General features: G+C 66.2%; 13 protein-coding genes. 2 read left to right on the top strand and 11 right to left on the bottom strand.

The annotated features are described in order from the left end of the window. Nucleotides 1-683 precede the first annotated feature (683 nt). The 6 genes from AC1ROX_RS29290 to AC1ROX_RS29315 all read right to left on the bottom strand — a co-directional run bounded on the left by AC1ROX_RS29290 (nucleotide 684) and on the right by AC1ROX_RS29315 (nucleotide 7,805). On the bottom strand, nucleotides 684-1,826 hold the full coding sequence (locus tag AC1ROX_RS29290) for an NAD(P)/FAD-dependent oxidoreductase (RefSeq protein WP_493132033.1): 1,143 nt from the start codon (nucleotides 1,824-1,826) through the stop codon (nucleotides 684-686). A 326-nt stretch (nucleotides 1,827-2,152) separates the two neighbouring features. Continuing rightward, nucleotides 2,153-3,322, bottom strand: a complete 1,170-nt coding sequence (gene prpF / locus AC1ROX_RS29295) for a 2-methylaconitate cis-trans isomerase PrpF (RefSeq protein ID WP_493132035.1) — start codon at nucleotides 3,320-3,322, stop codon at nucleotides 2,153-2,155. A gap of 20 nt (nucleotides 3,323-3,342) precedes the next feature. Then, nucleotides 3,343-5,031: a putative 2-aminoethylphosphonate ABC transporter permease subunit gene (locus AC1ROX_RS29300; RefSeq protein WP_493132037.1), complete on the bottom strand. Its 1,689-nt coding sequence runs from the start codon at nucleotides 5,029-5,031 to the stop codon at nucleotides 3,343-3,345. Then, nucleotides 5,028-6,095, bottom strand: coding sequence for a putative 2-aminoethylphosphonate ABC transporter ATP-binding protein (locus AC1ROX_RS29305; RefSeq protein WP_493132039.1), 1,068 nt, complete (start codon nucleotides 6,093-6,095; stop codon nucleotides 5,028-5,030). The genes AC1ROX_RS29300 and AC1ROX_RS29305 overlap by 4 nt, the downstream gene beginning before the upstream one ends. An 83-nt stretch (nucleotides 6,096-6,178) precedes the next feature. After that, nucleotides 6,179-7,225 carry a putative 2-aminoethylphosphonate ABC transporter substrate-binding protein gene (locus AC1ROX_RS29310; protein ID WP_493132041.1) on the bottom strand — a complete coding sequence of 349 codons (1,047 nt, stop codon included), beginning with the start codon at nucleotides 7,223-7,225 and terminating at the stop codon, nucleotides 6,179-6,181. Nucleotides 7,226-7,334: 109 nt separating this feature from the next. Beyond that, entirely contained in the window at nucleotides 7,335-7,805 is a 471-nt protein-coding gene (locus tag AC1ROX_RS29315) for a MarR family winged helix-turn-helix transcriptional regulator (protein WP_493132043.1), read from the bottom strand. A gap of 50 nt (nucleotides 7,806-7,855) precedes the next feature. Between AC1ROX_RS29315 and AC1ROX_RS29320 the strand changes: the two genes are divergently transcribed. Continuing rightward, complete coding sequence (locus AC1ROX_RS29320) at nucleotides 7,856-8,314, top strand: ester cyclase (protein WP_493132045.1); 459 nt, start codon at nucleotides 7,856-7,858, stop codon at nucleotides 8,312-8,314. On the opposite strand, the gene AC1ROX_RS29325 is transcribed toward AC1ROX_RS29320, so the two are convergent. Next, nucleotides 8,311-9,126, bottom strand: a complete 816-nt coding sequence (locus AC1ROX_RS29325) for an isocitrate lyase/PEP mutase family protein (protein ID WP_493132047.1) — start codon at nucleotides 9,124-9,126, stop codon at nucleotides 8,311-8,313. The two genes, AC1ROX_RS29320 and AC1ROX_RS29325, sit on opposite strands and share 4 nt — an antisense overlap. Nucleotides 9,127-9,159: 33 nt before the next feature. Between AC1ROX_RS29325 and AC1ROX_RS29330 the strand changes: the two genes are divergently transcribed. Further along, the gene (locus tag AC1ROX_RS29330; RefSeq protein ID WP_493132049.1) at nucleotides 9,160-9,939 is read left to right on the top strand and encodes a 2-keto-4-pentenoate hydratase; all 780 of its coding nucleotides are present in this window, start codon (nucleotides 9,160-9,162) and stop codon (nucleotides 9,937-9,939) included. A 3-nt stretch (nucleotides 9,940-9,942) separates the two neighbouring features. On the opposite strand, the gene AC1ROX_RS29335 is transcribed toward AC1ROX_RS29330, so the two are convergent. The 4 genes from AC1ROX_RS29335 to AC1ROX_RS29350 all read right to left on the bottom strand — a co-directional run bounded on the left by AC1ROX_RS29335 (nucleotide 9,943) and on the right by AC1ROX_RS29350 (nucleotide 14,720). Then, nucleotides 9,943-11,427: a flavin-containing monooxygenase gene (locus tag AC1ROX_RS29335; RefSeq protein ID WP_493132051.1), complete on the bottom strand. Its 1,485-nt coding sequence runs from the start codon at nucleotides 11,425-11,427 to the stop codon at nucleotides 9,943-9,945. Nucleotides 11,428-11,502: 75 nt separating this feature from the next. Then, a complete protein-coding gene (locus tag AC1ROX_RS29340; protein WP_493132053.1) occupies nucleotides 11,503-13,092 on the bottom strand; it encodes a serine hydrolase domain-containing protein in 1,590 nt (529 codons plus the stop codon). Between the two features lie 15 nt (nucleotides 13,093-13,107). After that, on the bottom strand, nucleotides 13,108-13,479 hold the full coding sequence (locus AC1ROX_RS29345; RefSeq protein WP_493132055.1) for a RidA family protein: 372 nt from the start codon (nucleotides 13,477-13,479) through the stop codon (nucleotides 13,108-13,110). Next, on the bottom strand, nucleotides 13,476-14,720 hold the full coding sequence (locus tag AC1ROX_RS29350) for an MFS transporter (RefSeq protein WP_493132057.1): 1,245 nt from the start codon (nucleotides 14,718-14,720) through the stop codon (nucleotides 13,476-13,478). The genes AC1ROX_RS29345 and AC1ROX_RS29350 overlap by 4 nt, the downstream gene beginning before the upstream one ends. Between the last annotated feature and the right edge of the window lie 146 nt (nucleotides 14,721-14,866).

Below are 14,866 nucleotides of genomic sequence, written 5' to 3' on the forward strand. Positions count from 1 at the left end.
CATCGATAAGCCAGGCTAATCTGAAATGTGTTCACCATGTCTCCGAACAGGTGTTCACCATCTCCCCGGCCCAAACATCCGAAAGAGTGGAGTCAGCTATCGGTCGTCTTGAACGCTCTGGGCAACCCCGCCACTCGCGTAAGCGATGTCAAACTATCGGATCCATCTGTTGGAAAGCTGATGGCTGACTACTTGTCGGATCGAATGGTTCGCGAAAGCATCGCAGGCCTTTCAATACCAATCTTTCTCATCCCGGCGGGTTTGAGCGTCCTGCTGCTCATCATGTGCATGTTGCTAGCGGGCACATGGGCTGCTCTTCGGCAAGCACGTTCTAATCCTCCCGACGAGGAATTCGGCTGGGTAATGCTCCATGTAGGTCCCGCTAGACTTACGCGGACAGTTGCGCTGGTCGCATCGTTCATTCTCGCTCTCGCACTTGGCCTTGTCCCCGCCGCAGCATTCTTCCGAACGCTTCAACTTCTGGAACGGCCAGATGCAGATCAAGCTGCCTTGTGGACGCTCGCGGCAATTCTGGCACTTACTGAAGCTGTACTGGCTGCGACCGTAGTCGAACAGTTCCGTCTTAGGCGCGCTATCATTTCCCGGAATGACACATCGCCGGCGTCAAACGCCACGCTCCCAGATGCGATACCCGCGACTCCAACTTAGAATGCGAACCAAGGTCACACGACGTTGAGCTCGCGGATAGGCCGGCCCGATTCAATGCGGTCATAACCAAAAGTATTGAGATCGAGCGTCCGGTAGTCCCCGTGCACGATCAGCTCGGCGACCGCGCGGCCAACGGCCGGCGATTGCTGGATGCCGTGGCCGGAGAAGCCCGTCGCGAAGATCAGGTTCTCGATCCGGGGATGACGGCCGACGATGCCATTCTGATCGAACGTGTTGTACTCGTAGTAGCCCGCCCACGAATTCACGACCTTGGCCGCCTCGAAGGCCGGCACGCGGGCCGCGAGCGTCGGCCAGACCATCTCGTCCCATTCCTGATGCTGCACCTCGAGCGGCGCGCCGGGCGGGTCATTGCCGTCGGCCGGTGTCGTGCCACCGATGTAGAAGCGACCCTCGCGCCGGAACCAGGTACCCGACGGATCGATGGTGAGCGGCGTGAGGCCCGGCGCCTCGCGGACGTCGAACACGAAGACCGAGCGCCGGCGCGGCTCGACGGGCAGCGCAATGCCCGACCGTCCTGCCACCTCGCCCGACCAGGGGCCCGCCGCCAACACGACGGTACGCGCGTCCAGCCGTCCGCCTTCCTTCAGATCCACACCTCCCGCATCGAACGAGACGACCTCGTCGGCGATGTAGGTCGCGCCGAGATCGCGCGCCGTGCGCCGGAACCCCTGCATCAGCGACGGCCCGTCGAACCAGCCTTCGTTGGCTGTGCCGTGCGAGGCCAGCGCCAGATCATCGGCCGCAATCCAGGGAAAGCGCCTCTTCAGCGCCGTCGGATCGAGCAGTTCGACCGAGCACCCCTCGCCCTTCTGCACCGCATGATTGGCCCGCAGCACCGCCTCGCCCGCCGGGCTCGCAAGGAAGAGATAGCCCGGCTCCTTCAGTCCCAGATCGACGCCCAGCAGCTCCTTCGCACGCCGCAGGAAGCCGATGCCAAACCGCGACAGATGAATGTTAAGGGGCGTAGAAAACTGCTGCCGAATCGAGCTCGCCGACAGAGCCGACGAGGCCTGCGTATAGGCCGGATCGCGCTCGACGACAGCGACCGTCCCAGTGAACAGGGGGTCTGACTTCAAATGGTACGCAACGGACGATCCCATCACCCCGCCCCCGATCACCACGACATCTGACTTCATCGTTCGCCTGGCCTATGCTCACACCCGTGAGAGCGCTTTATACCGCCATCCTCTACTTCGGCAGCTTCATCGTGATCGGCTAGGTCGGCAAACTCGCCCTCGACCGGTGGATGACCCGCCATGGCGCGACACTGTCCGAAGTGAACGATCAGGCCGGCGCGAGCGCCGGCAAAGGCCGCCGCTTCCTTCTGGGTTTCTGGCGCAACGAGAGCTAGAGACAAAAATTTCCGGCGTCTTGACCGGATTCGGGGGTCGTCCGTTCCGATTCGTCTGATTCGTTTATTTCGTTTGTTTTGTTTAGACGGCCTGTTAGCGCTACGTTTCCGTCAATCGCCTGGGACCCGGACCCAACCCTCCATAAGGCGGCGGGCGGAGCGGCTCATCATGACTTTTGCTACGGTCCACTGACCGTTCTCCTCGCGGGCCTCGGCGCCGACGTTGAGGGTGCCGGAGGGATGGCCGAAGCGGATGCGGCCGTCGGCGCCGGCGGGGGCCACGCGGCTCACGATCGTGCCGGGGATCGCCGCTGCGGCGGCAATCGCCACAGCGCCGGTACCGGTCATGGCGTGGTGCAGGACGCCCATCGAGAAGATGCGGGCCAGCAGGTCGATGGCGTTCGGCTCGACGCGCTTGCCGTCGGAGGCGGTGTAGGCCGCCGGCTTGGCGACAAAGGCGAGCTTGGGCGTATGTGGGCGCTTCTCCGTCGCTTCCTGCGGCGTGGCGACGAGGCCCATCGCGACGGCGCCGAGTGCGCGCACGGCCTCGACCCGCTTCAGCAGCTCCTTGTCGCCGTTGATGTCACCCTGAAGCTCCGTCCCCTTGAGGCGGAGGCTCGCGGCATCGACGAAGATCGTCGGGTTGCCGGCGTTGATCAGCGTGGCCTCGATCCTGCCCACACCCGGCACGTCCAGCACGTCGATGCGGTTGCCGGTCGGGAACATGGCGCCGCCGCCTGCGCCGTCGCCGCCCTCCTCGTCAGCGGCGGGATCGAGGAACTCGACCTTCACCTCGGCGGCCGGAAAAGCCACGCCGTCGAGTTCGAAGTCGCCCAGCTCCTGAACCTCGCCGCCCTGCATCGGCACGTGGTTCACGATCACCTTCTCGATATTGGCCTGCCAGATCCGCACCGTCGCGACACCGTCGGCCGGTCCCTCGACCAGGCCCATACCCAGCGCGCAGGCGCCGACGGCGGCGCTGAGATTGCCGCAATTGCCCGACCAGTCGATGACAGGCGCATCGATCGCCACCTGGCCGAAGCGATAGTCGACGTCGCAGCCCTCGCGCTCCGACTTCGACAGGATCACGACCTTACTGGTGCTCGACGTCGCACCGCCCATGCCGTCGGTGTGCTTGCCGTAACGGTCCGGGCTGCCGATCACCCTCAGCAGCAGCCGATCGCGCGTCGCCGGATCGGACGGCAGGTCTTCCTTGAGGAAGAAAACACCCTTGCTGGTGCCGCCGCGCATGTAGACGGCGGGAATACGAAGCTGCTTCATCGCGCGATGTTCGCGCGAAATCAGCGTCGCCGCCAGACCTGCAGGCGGGCGAACAGGAAGCGGTCGGCGATCAGGTGGGCGGCCTTCACCGCGGCTGAAGTGAGCACGATGATGACACAGAGCGCGGCGGCGGCGGCGGTTGTCCCCGCCTCCTCGATGTTCACGGCCGCCACCGAGGCGAGCTTGGTGTCGGGTGCGTAGAGGAAGATCACCGACGACACCGTCGTCATGGCGTTCACGAACAGGTAGATGGCGATGTCGAGGATCGCCGGCAGGCAGATCGGTGCGGTGACGCGCATGAAGGTCCGCCAGACCGGCACCTTGAGCGAGGCCGATACCGACTCGAACTCGGGGTCGATCTGCTTCAGCGCCGTCGTCGCGGTGAGATGACCCACCGTATAGAAGTGCGCCACCGTGTTCAGCACCAGGATGCCCATGGTGGCGTAGAGGAAGTTGAGCGGATTGTTGGGCGCGTTGAAGAAGAAGATGTAGCCCAGGCCCAGGACGAGGCCGGGCACCGCCATCGGCAGGAAGGCCAGGAACTGCACGATGCCGCGCATCGTCCCGAAGCCGCGCGTCTTCTCGTTCAGCCAGGCCCCGGTGAACATCAGAACGGTGCCGAACACGGCCGCGCCCAGCGCCATCTGCACCGAGTTCCAGTAGGAATCCCAGCCGTTGGAATCGAACTTGGCGAAGTCGTAATTGTCGAGCGTGAGGCTGAGATTGTACGGCCAGTACTTGATCAGCGAGCCCCAGATCGCCATGCCGAGGATGGCGAGGATGGCCGCCGACACCACCACACAGAAGAGCGTGAAGAAAAGATCGCGCCCGAACTTGGGCCGCGGCACCAGCGGCACGGCGCGTGCGGTCAGCAGCGCCACCTGCTTGCGCTGCACCAGCCGGTCGACCAGGAAGGCCAGCGCCGCCGGCGCCAGCAACACCATGCCGACGACCGCCCCCATCGAGAAATCCTGCTGGCCGATCACCTTCTTGTAGACGTCGGTGGCCAGCACATTGAAGTTGCCGCCGATCACCTTGGCGATGCCGAAATCGGTCATCACCAGGGTGAACACGACCAGCGCGGCGCTGATCAGGCCGTACTTGGCGCCCGGCAGCGTCACGGTGAAGAAGACGCGGATCTTGGAGGCGCCCAGCACGTCGGCCGCCTCGTAGAGGCGCGCGTCGGCGGTGGCGAGCGCGGTCGTCAGGATCAGCGTGGCGTGCGGGAAGCAATAGAAGACCTGCGCGATCACGATGCCGTCGATGCCGTAGATCGAGCCGCCGCCCAGCAGCCCCTTGAAGAAGCCCTGCGTACCGAACAGGTAGATCAGCGCCAGGCCGGGCAGCAGCGAGGGCGCGAAGATCGGGATCAGCGAGATGCCCTGGAACAGCCAGCGCATCGGCAGCACCGTCCGTGTCAGCGCATAGGCGTAGAGGAAGGCGAGCGGCACCACGATGACGGTGGTGACCGCCGCGACCTGCAGACTGTTCAGCGCCGACTGGAACAGTGCCGGCGTCGAGAAGTACGAGACATAGTTGGCAAGCCCGATGAACTTGCCGTCGCGGTCCTCGAAGCCCTTGGCGAGCAAGGCCCAGAGCGGCAGGCCGAGCATGACCAGCAGCGCCGCCGCCAGCAGCACGACGCCGCCGCGCATCATGAGATCGTCGCGCGAGAGGCCGACCTTCAGCCTGGGAACGGCCAGGCTCAAGCGAAGACCCTGAGCCGGTCGGGCGGCAGGGCGATGTCGAGCTTCGTGCCGATGTCGACGCCAAGATCTCGGATCAGGTTGCTGGAGAAGTCGGCCGTCACCGCGACGTCGGCAGCCGCCCGTGCGCGCAGGGTGGCGCGGCAGAAGGCGCCGACGAAATCCAGCTCCGCCACCTCGACCGGCACACGGTTGGCGATGTCGGCCGGCAGGTCGCGCACACGTACATCCTCGGGCCGGATGCAGAGGCTCACCTTCTGGCCGGGCGCCAGCCCGTCCTGGACCGGACAGGCAAAGTCGACGCCGGCCACCCGCACCTTGTCCGGAGCCATCAGGGTGCCGGCGAGGAAGTTCATCGAGCCCACGAAGTCCGCCACGAAGGCCGTCGCCGGCCGGCGGTAGATCTCCTGCGGCGTGCCGACCTGCTCGATGGCGCCGTGGTTCATGACCACGATGCGGTCGGCCATGGTCAGCGCCTCTTCCTGGTCGTGCGTCACCATGATGGTGGTGACGCCGAGCGTCCGCTGCAGCGCCTTGATCTCGTGGCGCAGCCGCAGCCGCACGCGGGCATCGAGCGCCGACAGCGGCTCGTCGAGGAGCAGCAGGCCGGGCGACGTCGCGAGCGCCCGGGCCAGCGCCACGCGCTGTTGCTGGCCGCCCGAGAGCTGGGCAGGATATTTCGGGCCGGCATCGGGCAGGCCGACCATCGCCAGAAGTTCGGCGACGCGCTTGCCGATCGCACTCTTGTTCTGGCGCCGGCTCACCAGCCCGTAGCCGACATTGTCGGCCACAGTGAGGTTGGGAAACAACGCGTAGGACTGGAAGACGATGCCGAAGTCGCGCTGCGCCGGCGGCAGCGCCGAGACGTCCCGCCCCTTCTGGCGGATCGTCCCCGAGGTCTGCGGATCGAGCCCGGCGATGGTCCGCAACAGGGTGGTCTTGCCGCAGCCCGAGGGGCCGAGGAAGCAGACGAACTCGCCCTCGAGGACGTCGAGCGAGACGTCGCCGAGGGCGGTGAAGGTGCCGAATTGCTTCGAGAGGCTTCGAACCTCGAGATAGTTGGTCATGGCAATCACTGTCATCCTGAGCGAAGCGAAGGATCCTTCGGCTTCGCCTCAGGATGACAACAAGGCATCGATGCCCCGTGACCTTACTTGGCCTTGGGCGCCGACTTGCCGTCGTAGCGCTTGGTCCACTCCGCCAGGATGCGGTCGCGGTTCTTGGCCATCCACTCGACGTCGTTCTTCACCATCACCTTCTCGAGGTTCGGCGGATAGTTCGGCGGCGTGATCGCGACGCCCGGATAGGCGACGATCGGATAGGTCTTGGCATAGAGCTCGTTGGCCTTCTTGGTGGCGGCCCAGTCGGCGAGCTTCTTTGCGGCTTCGAGGTTCTTGGTGCCCTTGACGATCGCCGTGGCCTCGAGCTCCCAGCCCAGGCCCTCCTTCGGGATCACCAGCTCGAGCGGCGCGCCCTTGGTCTTCTCCGAGGCACCGCGGGTGTCGAGGCCGATGCCGATCAGGCGCTCGCCCTTGGCAGCCTGCACGCAGGGCGCCGAGCCCGAATGGATGTACTGCGCGATGTTCTGGTGGAGCGCGTCCATGTACTTCCAGCCGGCTTCCTCACCCATGATCTGCAGCCAGGCCGCGATGGTGAGATAGCCGGTGCCCGACGAGGCCGGGTTCGGCATCACGATGGAGTCCTTGTATTCCGGCTTGATCAGGTCGGCCCAGCTGGTCGGGACCGGCTTGTTGCCCTTCTTGCCTTCGGCCGTGTTGAAGCAGACCAGCGAGAGATAGGCGTCCATGCCGACCCAGGTCTGGGGCTGCTTGCCGCTCAGGAACATCGGGTTGAGGGCGGACGCGCCGGCCGGCGTGTAGGGCTCGAGCATGCCCATCGAGGCCATCAGGCCGACGTTCGACGCGGCGAGCCCCCAGATGATGTCGGCGCGGGGATTGTCCTTCTCGGCCATCAGCTTGGCCGCAACGACGCCGGTCGAGTCACGAACCCAGGCGATCTCGATGGTGGGATTGTCGGCCTCGAAGGCCTTCTTGAACGGGTCGAGCTGGTCGTTTTCCAGCGCGGTGTAGACGGTGAGCTTCGTCTTCTGCGCGAAGGCCGGCGACGCCAGGCCGAATATTGCGAGAGCGGCGGCGCCTGCGAGCGTGGCGCGCTTGAACATGGTCCGATTGATCATTGGTAGTCCCCCTCTTTCAGTCCCAGTGCGAACGACCTCAGGACCCTGCGCTACAGGTCGTTCATGACCTTTATGTTACACTTCTGGGGAATAGGTGCACGGGGCGTTCTCAAAGTTCCGTGGTCAATTTCTCGCCAACGGCGGCGAGCCATCGCCGGACCACCCGCTCCTCGTCCCGCCCCAGCATTTCCGACAGCCGCCCCTCGATCTCCATCACCCGCGTCCGGCAGCGCTTCAGCAGCGCCTCCCCCCGGGCCGTCGCATGGAGCCGCAGGATGCGGCCGTGCACGGCATCGGCCGACTTCTCAACCAGCTCCGCCCTGACCAGATTGCGGACGATCACGTTGATCGTCTGCGGTGTCAGGAAGGTAAGCCTAGCAAGCTCCGCGCCAGAGATGCCGGGATAGTTCACGACCATGGTCAGCACGGCGAATTGCGGCGGCGTGACGTCGAGGTCGGCCAGCGCCTTGTCCATCGCCCCGCGCACGGCGGCGTGGGCCTGCCGCACCAAATAGCCGAGATGGCCTTCCGGGCCGCGCTTGCCCTCGCCAGGACCGGGGACCGTGCTCTTGCGACTCATATCAGCACTCTTATATATTATCAGCACTCGAATATTACAGGAGGATTGCCTTGGACCCCAAGCTCGCCGACCTCGCCCGCCGCCACCTCGTGGCCGAGAACCAGCAGGATCTCGACGCCACGCTCGCCACCCTTCATCCGGAATGCCGCTTCGACGATCTCGCGACCGGCCAGACCTGGCATGGCCGCGACGGCGCCGCAGCGCACTACCGGCAATGGTGGACCACCTTCGACGTCGAGGTAAAGCGCGGCCCGGGACAAGTCTCGGCCTGGACCGCCGACGATGTCTGCATGGCCGAGGCGACCTGGCACGGCCGCCATATCGGGCGCTTCCTCGGCATCGAGCCGACCGGCCGCCCGATCGTGCAGCCTTTCGTCGTAGTCCTCGGCTTCCGCGACGGGCTGATGGTCAGCGAACGCTTCCACTACGATCTCGGCGCCCTTCTGCGCCAGATCGGCAGCCCCGCCCTGCCCGCCCTCGACGAGCTGCCCTATCGCAAGGCTGCCTAGTCGCGGAACACCTTCTTGAGGTCGCTCGTCGGCATCGTGTCGCGCATCCACAGGAAGCTGCCGGCCTTCATGTCGTTCGCGCCCTTCATGAAGGCGGCCAGCGCCAGCCGCGACAGGGAGCCGCCGACGCTGATGCGCTTCACGCCGGTCGCCGCGATCTGTTCGGCCGTGAGGTCGGGATCGCCCGCGCTCATCACGACGTTGAGCGGCTTCTTCACCTCCGACGCCACGGTGCGCATGGTCGAGAGATCGCGGAGGCCCGGCGCGTAGAGCACGTCGGCGCCGGCCTTCTCGAAGGCCTGCAGGCGGCGGATCGTGTCGTCGAGATCCTTCACGCCGTGGATCAGGTTCTCGGCCCGCGCGGTGAAGGTGAAGGGCACGTCGAGCGAGCGCGCCATCTCGGCGCCCGCCGCCACGCGCTCCACGGCATGGTTGAAGTCGTAGATCTTCTTGCCGCTCCAATCCTCGATCGAACCGCCGACGACGCCGACCGCAGCCGCGTCGCGCAGGATGGTGGCCGCTTCCTTCGGATCGTCGGCATAGCCGTTCTCGAGATCGGCGTTCACCGGCAGGTCGGTCGCGCCCGCAATGATGCGGCAATGCTCGATCAGCTCGTCACAGCTCACCGCATTGTCGCTGTCGACGCGGCCCAGCGCATTCGACATGCCGAGGCTGGTCGTCGCCAGCGCCTCGAAGCCGAGCGACTGCAACAACTTGGCGGTGCCGGCATCCCAGGGGTTGGGCAGCAGCAACAGACCGGGCCGCTCGTGCAGCTCGCGAAACACTCGTCCCTTTTCCGCCTGCGTGCGCATCTCGTCTCCTCCGGTTTCTGCTAAGGAACACCCATGGACCTGACAGCGCAACGGGAACTCGCCCGCCTCCTCGCCTCCCTGCGTCGCGAGCATCGCGGCCAGAGCGGCCTCGTCCCGCACCTCGTGCCGCCGGACAAGGCAACCGCCTACCGTATCGCCGGCATGGTCGCCGAGGAACTGGGTTGGCCGGTGCTGGGCTGGAAGATCGCGGCGATGAAGGAGGAGATGCAGCAGGCTCTGCGGACCGACTCGCCGATCTACGGCCGCGTCTACTTCCTGAAGGAGACGCCGCACAGCGCCGTGCATGCAACGCTGGCAAACCCCATCCCCGAGGTCGAGTACCAGGCGAAGCTCGGTCGCGATCTGCCGCCGCGCGACAAGCCCTACACGGTCGAGGAGGTCACCGATGCGGTTGCGTCGCTGCACCCCGGACTGGAACTGGCGGAATGCCGCTTCATCCATGACGAGTCGTTTCCCGCTCTACCCGCCATCCTGGCCGACGGCGCCGGCTCCGGCACGATCGTCTACGGCCCTGCCATCGACGACTGGCGAAACCGCGACATCCCGGGCCAGGAGGCGACGCTGTCATCCAACGGCCGCCTGCGCCGCAAGGGCACGGCCGCCGCCGCGCTCGACCATCCGATGGTCCCGCTGACCTGGCTCGCCAACGAACTGTCGCGCACCGGCGTCGGCATGAAGGAAGGCCAGATGGTGAGCACCGGCACGCTCACCGGCATGCTGGCGCCCAAGCCCGGCGAAAACTACGTGGCCGACTTTGGCCCGTTCGGCTCGGTGACCGTCTCGATCACCTGAGTTCTACTTCGTGAAAACCATCGCCTTGTCGCGCACGGAGCCGTGCCGCAGGGTCAAGAGGTCGAGCACGTAGTTCTGGTAGAGCTTCCACGGCCGCTTGCTGCCCTGCCTGGGCTGGTGCGGCAGGGCGCGCTGGATGTAGCCGGAGGAGAAGTTGACCCACGGCTCCTCGGTGAGAGTCGGGTCGCTGTTGTGCGGCGTCGCCTGTTTGAAGCCCTTGCGGTCCATGAAGTTGAGCAGGCGGCAGACATATTCGCAGACGAGATCGGCCTTCAGGGTCCACGAGGCATTGGTGTAGCCGAAGACCGAAGCGAGGTTCGGCACGTCGGAATACATCATGCCCTTGTAGATCATGGTGTCGGACGGCTTGACCGGCTTGCCATCGACCACGAGCTTTGCGCCGCCCAGCGGCTGCACGACCAGGCCAGTCGCCGTCACGACCACATCGGCTTCCAGCTCGGCGCCGGACTTCAGCTTGATGCCCTTCTCCGTGAAGGTCTCGATCGTGTCGGTGACGACGGAAGCCTTCTTCTTGCGGATGGCGCGAAACAGGTCGGCGTCAGGCACCAGGCAGAGCCGCTGGTCCCACGGATTGTATTTCGGCGTGAAGTGCGTGCCGACATCGTAGTCCGGCCCCAGCATCTGGCGCACGCCACCCAGGATCAGGCCCTTCACCTTCTCCGGCTTGCGCTTGCACATCTGGTAGAAATACATGCCGAGCAGGACGTTCTTCCAGCGCGTCAGCATGTAGGCGAGCTTGAGCGGCAGGCGGCGGCGCAGCTTGTTGGCGATCGGATCCTGCGCCGGCCGCGCCACGACATAGGTGGGCGAACGCTGCAGCATGGTGACGTGCCCGGCGGTCTCGGCCATCGCCGGCACGACCGTCACGGCGGTGGCGCCGCTGCCGATCACCACGACCTTCTTGCCGGCATAGTCGAGATCCTGCGGCCAGTGCTGCGGATGCACGACCCGGCCCTTGAAGCCGTCGATGCCGGGGAATTCAGGCAGGTAGCCCGCCTCGTAGCGATAGTAGCCGCTGCACATCCACAGGAAGCCGCAGGAGATGAACACGCGCTCCGCCCCGCGCTCGATCTCGACCGTCCACTTCGCCTCCGGCGTCGACCAGGACGCGCCGACGACGCGATGGCCGTAGCGGATATGGCGGTCGATATCGTGGTCGCTCGCGACCTCGCGAATGTAGCTCAGGATCGCCGGGCCGTCGGCGATCGCCTTGGGGTCCTTCCACGGCCGGAAGCGGTAGCCCAACGTGTACATGTCGGAGTCCGAGCGCACGCCGGGATAGCGGAACAGGTCCCAGGTGCCGCCGCTGGCGCCGCGTCCTTCGAGGATCGCGTAACTCTTGCCGGGGCAGTTCTTCTGCAGGTGCCAGGCGGCGCCGATGCCCGAGAGGCCGGCACCGACGATCAGCACGTCGAAATGTTCAGATTCCGTGCGGCTCTGCGGCGCCGGGGCGATGATCGTGTCCATCCCGACTTCATTGCGGAAAGCATTCCGACTGGCAACTCGCCTTTTCGCAAGCCTTGGAACGGGTCGAGAGGCGCCCTAGTCCTCCGCCCGTCCCTGCACGTTGGTCCTGAACCCATTTGTCCACTCGATGCTGAGCTCGATGGTCTTGTCGCCAAACACGTGCGTCACCCGGGCCATGTCGTCGTTGCCGAGCGTCTGGATCTCGAGCCGGAGACTTTTGCCATCGAGCGACCAATCACCGCGCGCAGCGCTCGGCCCGGTGGGCATGCGCCCGCCGATGGCGAAGCGTCCGTCGAAGCCAATCGGTCCACCGAACCGGCCTGCCGGTGCACCGGGGAAACTACCGTCGATCTCATAGGAGGGCTGGGGATCGTCGAGCTTCAGGGTGTAGGACTTGATGCGCAACGGATTGGCGGCGAACCGCCAGGTCTTGCCGGAGACCGCCTTGGCCATCGGCGGCGGCACACCGATGCCGGCGCTGCCCGGCGCCGGCTGCTCGAGGGCGACCGCCTTCACCTTCCCGGCGAGCTCGGCCGTCGCGGCGGGATCGGCCGCCACGGCTCCGTCGGAAGTCACGGCGGCGGCGAGATGGCCCACCAGCGTCCCGAAGCGGTAGCGCGGCGTGCTGACCCTGTTGCCGGTCGCATCGGGAAACCGCGCCGAGCCGGTCACCACCGCCACGATGTCGAGTTCGGGCATCACGACGATGAGCTGACGGTTCTTGCCGACCGCCATGAAGGTGTTGCGCTGGGGCATGACCCAGAACTGCCGGCCATAGCGCAGGTCGGTCGCCCAGCTCTCGCGCATATCGACGTCGGCCTGGCGCACGCCCTCGATCCACGCGGCCGGCAGTATCTGCTTGCCCTCCCACACGCCGGCACGCAGCCAGAGATAGCCGATCTTCGCCATGTCGCGCGGCTGCAGGTAAAGCCCCCAGCCGCCGATGGAGATGCCCTGCGGGTCGGCCTGCCACAGCACGTCGTCGATGCCGAGCGGCCCGAACAGCTTCTCCCGCGCGTAGTCGAGCGCGCTCCGGCCGGTGACCTTGCTCAGGATGGCCGACAGAAGCTGGCTGTTGCCACTGCTGTAATAGAAGCGCGCGCCCGGCGCCGACGCCATCGGCTGGTCCAGAACATATTGCCGCCAGTCGGGTGCGCGCGCCATGGCGATGGTGGAGTCGTAGGGGCCGTCCAGCCCCTCCTGCCAGGCGAGGCCCGACGTCATGTCGAGCAGATGCCGCACCGTCATCGCCTTCTTGGGCTCGTCGAGGTTGGCGATCGGGCGGTCGCCCAGGAGATCGACGACCCGGCGGTCGGCGCTGTCGAGCAGGCCCTCGCCGAGCGCCATGCCGATCAGGCTGCTGGTGACGGCCTTGGTCGCCGAATAGATGTGGTGCCTCAGCCCGGCTCGGAACGGCGCATAAGTCGCCTCCAGCACGATCCGGCCGTGGCGCGTCACCAGCAGGCTGTCCATGTTGTTGGCGGCGCCGAAATCGACCAGGCGGGCGAGCCGCTCGGAACTCATGCCCTGCTCCTCGGGCGAGGAGACCAGCCAGCCGCGGGTCGGCCAGGGCTGCGTCGTCTGCTGCGCCATGGCCAGCGGCGCGCAGAGCAGCGCCGACATGGCCAGCAGGATCGCCAGAAGCGTGTTCGCCAGCCGATGCATCGCAGCCCCCATCCGCTACAGCGCCGCCGTGATGATGATCTCGATCAGGTCGCCCTCGGGCATGACCGACTGCACGAAGGAGCGGACCGGGCCGTGATTGGCCGGCATCCAGGTGGCCCAGGCCTCGTCGAAGGCCGGCTTGTTGTCATGGTCGGTCACGACGATCTCGGCCTTCACGATGCGCGTCCGGTCCAGGCCGGCATCCTTCAGGTAGCCGTCGATGACGTCCAGCGCGCCCAAGGTCTGGGCGCGGATGTCCTGCGTGCGGTCCGGCGACGTCGCCACGCCCCACAGGAAGCCGCCGCCGCCCGGCAGGCGGTAGATCGCGACCGAGGATTTGGCCGGCACCCGCGGATTGGGGACGCGCGTGATGTCGCTGGTACTCATGTTTTACTCCCTGACGAAACGACCGGCACTATGCGCCCAACGCGACCGCCGGCGAACAGGGAAGCGCAGCCGATCAGGGTGACGATGGCGGCGATGACGAAGCCCGGCCCGTAGCCGCCGAACCCATCGCGCAGGAAGCCGAACAGCGCAGGCCCCAGCGCCGAGGTGAGCTGGATCGCGGTGGCGGCGGTACCATAGGTCGCGCCGAACGCCGCCGCGCCGAACTCGCGGCGCACCACGACAGGACCCAGCGTCGTCACATGGCCGATGCCGTAGCCGTAGACGAGACTTGCCACCACGAGCACCGGCACGGTCGGCCAGACGGCGATGGCGAGCAGCGATGCAGCCTGGGCGATCATGACGAGGCAGCCCAGCCGCCGCGCATCCACACGGTCGACGATGCGTGCCAGGATGAGGCGGCCGATGAAGGCCGTGACGCCCGCCGCGCTGACGAGCATCCCCGCCCCCGCCCGTCCCAGCAGCGGCTCGGCCAGCGCCACATGATGGGTGATGAAGCCGATCTGGATCGTGAGCCCGAGAGCAAAGGCGACCGTGGCGCTCCACAGGAGCAGGCGGCGGTTGGCCGGCGTGGCCACCGGCGCCAGATGGATCTTCGGCGGCGCATCGCCCTGCATCGCCTCGCCATCGCGCTGCAGGCCGAGATCGCCCGGGCCGCGATAGCGCAGGACGATCGCAATCAGCGGTCCCAGAAGCAGTACGGCCATCAAACCCGCGGCCATCAGTCCGCGCGCCAGGCCCAGCTCGCCGATGGACAGCAGCAACAACGGCACGCCCGCGATGGCGCCGACGCTGGCGCCCATGATGGCCAAGGTCATCGATCGGCCCTGATGGCGTTCGAACCACGGCGCCACCGTCGTGGTGATCCCGGTCATGGAGAGCGACGACCAGCCGAAGCCCAGCAGCACGAAGCAGGGATAGAGCTGCCAAGGTGCTGTGACCTGACCGATCAGCGTCACGCCCGTCGCCATGCAGGCCAGTCCCAGCAGCAGCACCGGCCGCGGCCCCCATCGATCTATGGAACGTCCCACGATGCGCTGGATGCTGGCGCTCACGAGGAAGAATACGGTGATGGCCGAAGCGACCCCGGCGATCGGCCAGCCATGGGCCGACGTCACGGCCTGCAGATAGACGCTCGATCCGAAGAGCCCAAGCGACCAGGCGACGGCGGCGATGACGAAGCAGGCCGCGACCACCCGCCATCCATGGAACAGGCGGATCAACTCAGCTCGGTGCGGCGGTACGAAAACGCCATGCCGTTTCCTCATCGTTTTTGTTTTGCGGCCTCCGATACGAAAGGCCACTCTGGCTGGACGATCAAGCCATCCGGCCGGACGATCAAACAACCTTCATCGTGTCCGTGCTACGC

The sequence above is a fragment of the Reyranella sp. GW821-FHT14A01 genome, assembly GCF_058803965.1.

Bases quoted from the DNA above. Each gene is read 5' to 3' on its own strand.
- AC1ROX_RS29290 (WP_493132033.1), bottom strand. From the start codon at position 1,826: ATGAAGTCAGATGTCGTGGTGATCGGGGGCGGGGTGATGGGATCGTCC.
- prpF (WP_493132035.1), bottom strand. From the start codon at position 3,322: ATGAAGCAGCTTCGTATTCCCGCCGTCTACATGCGCGGCGGCACCAGC.
- AC1ROX_RS29305 (WP_493132039.1), bottom strand. From the start codon at position 6,095: ATGACCAACTATCTCGAGGTTCGAAGCCTCTCGAAGCAATTCGGCACC.
- AC1ROX_RS29310 (WP_493132041.1), bottom strand. From the start codon at position 7,225: ATGATCAATCGGACCATGTTCAAGCGCGCCACGCTCGCAGGCGCCGCC.
- AC1ROX_RS29315 (WP_493132043.1), bottom strand. From the start codon at position 7,805: ATGAGTCGCAAGAGCACGGTCCCCGGTCCTGGCGAGGGCAAGCGCGGC.
- AC1ROX_RS29325 (WP_493132047.1), bottom strand. From the start codon at position 9,126: ATGCGCACGCAGGCGGAAAAGGGACGAGTGTTTCGCGAGCTGCACGAG.
- AC1ROX_RS29330 (WP_493132049.1), top strand. From the start codon at position 9,160: ATGGACCTGACAGCGCAACGGGAACTCGCCCGCCTCCTCGCCTCCCTG.
- AC1ROX_RS29335 (WP_493132051.1), bottom strand. From the start codon at position 11,427: ATGGACACGATCATCGCCCCGGCGCCGCAGAGCCGCACGGAATCTGAA.
- AC1ROX_RS29340 (WP_493132053.1), bottom strand. From the start codon at position 13,092: ATGCATCGGCTGGCGAACACGCTTCTGGCGATCCTGCTGGCCATGTCG.
- AC1ROX_RS29345 (WP_493132055.1), bottom strand. From the start codon at position 13,479: ATGAGTACCAGCGACATCACGCGCGTCCCCAATCCGCGGGTGCCGGCC.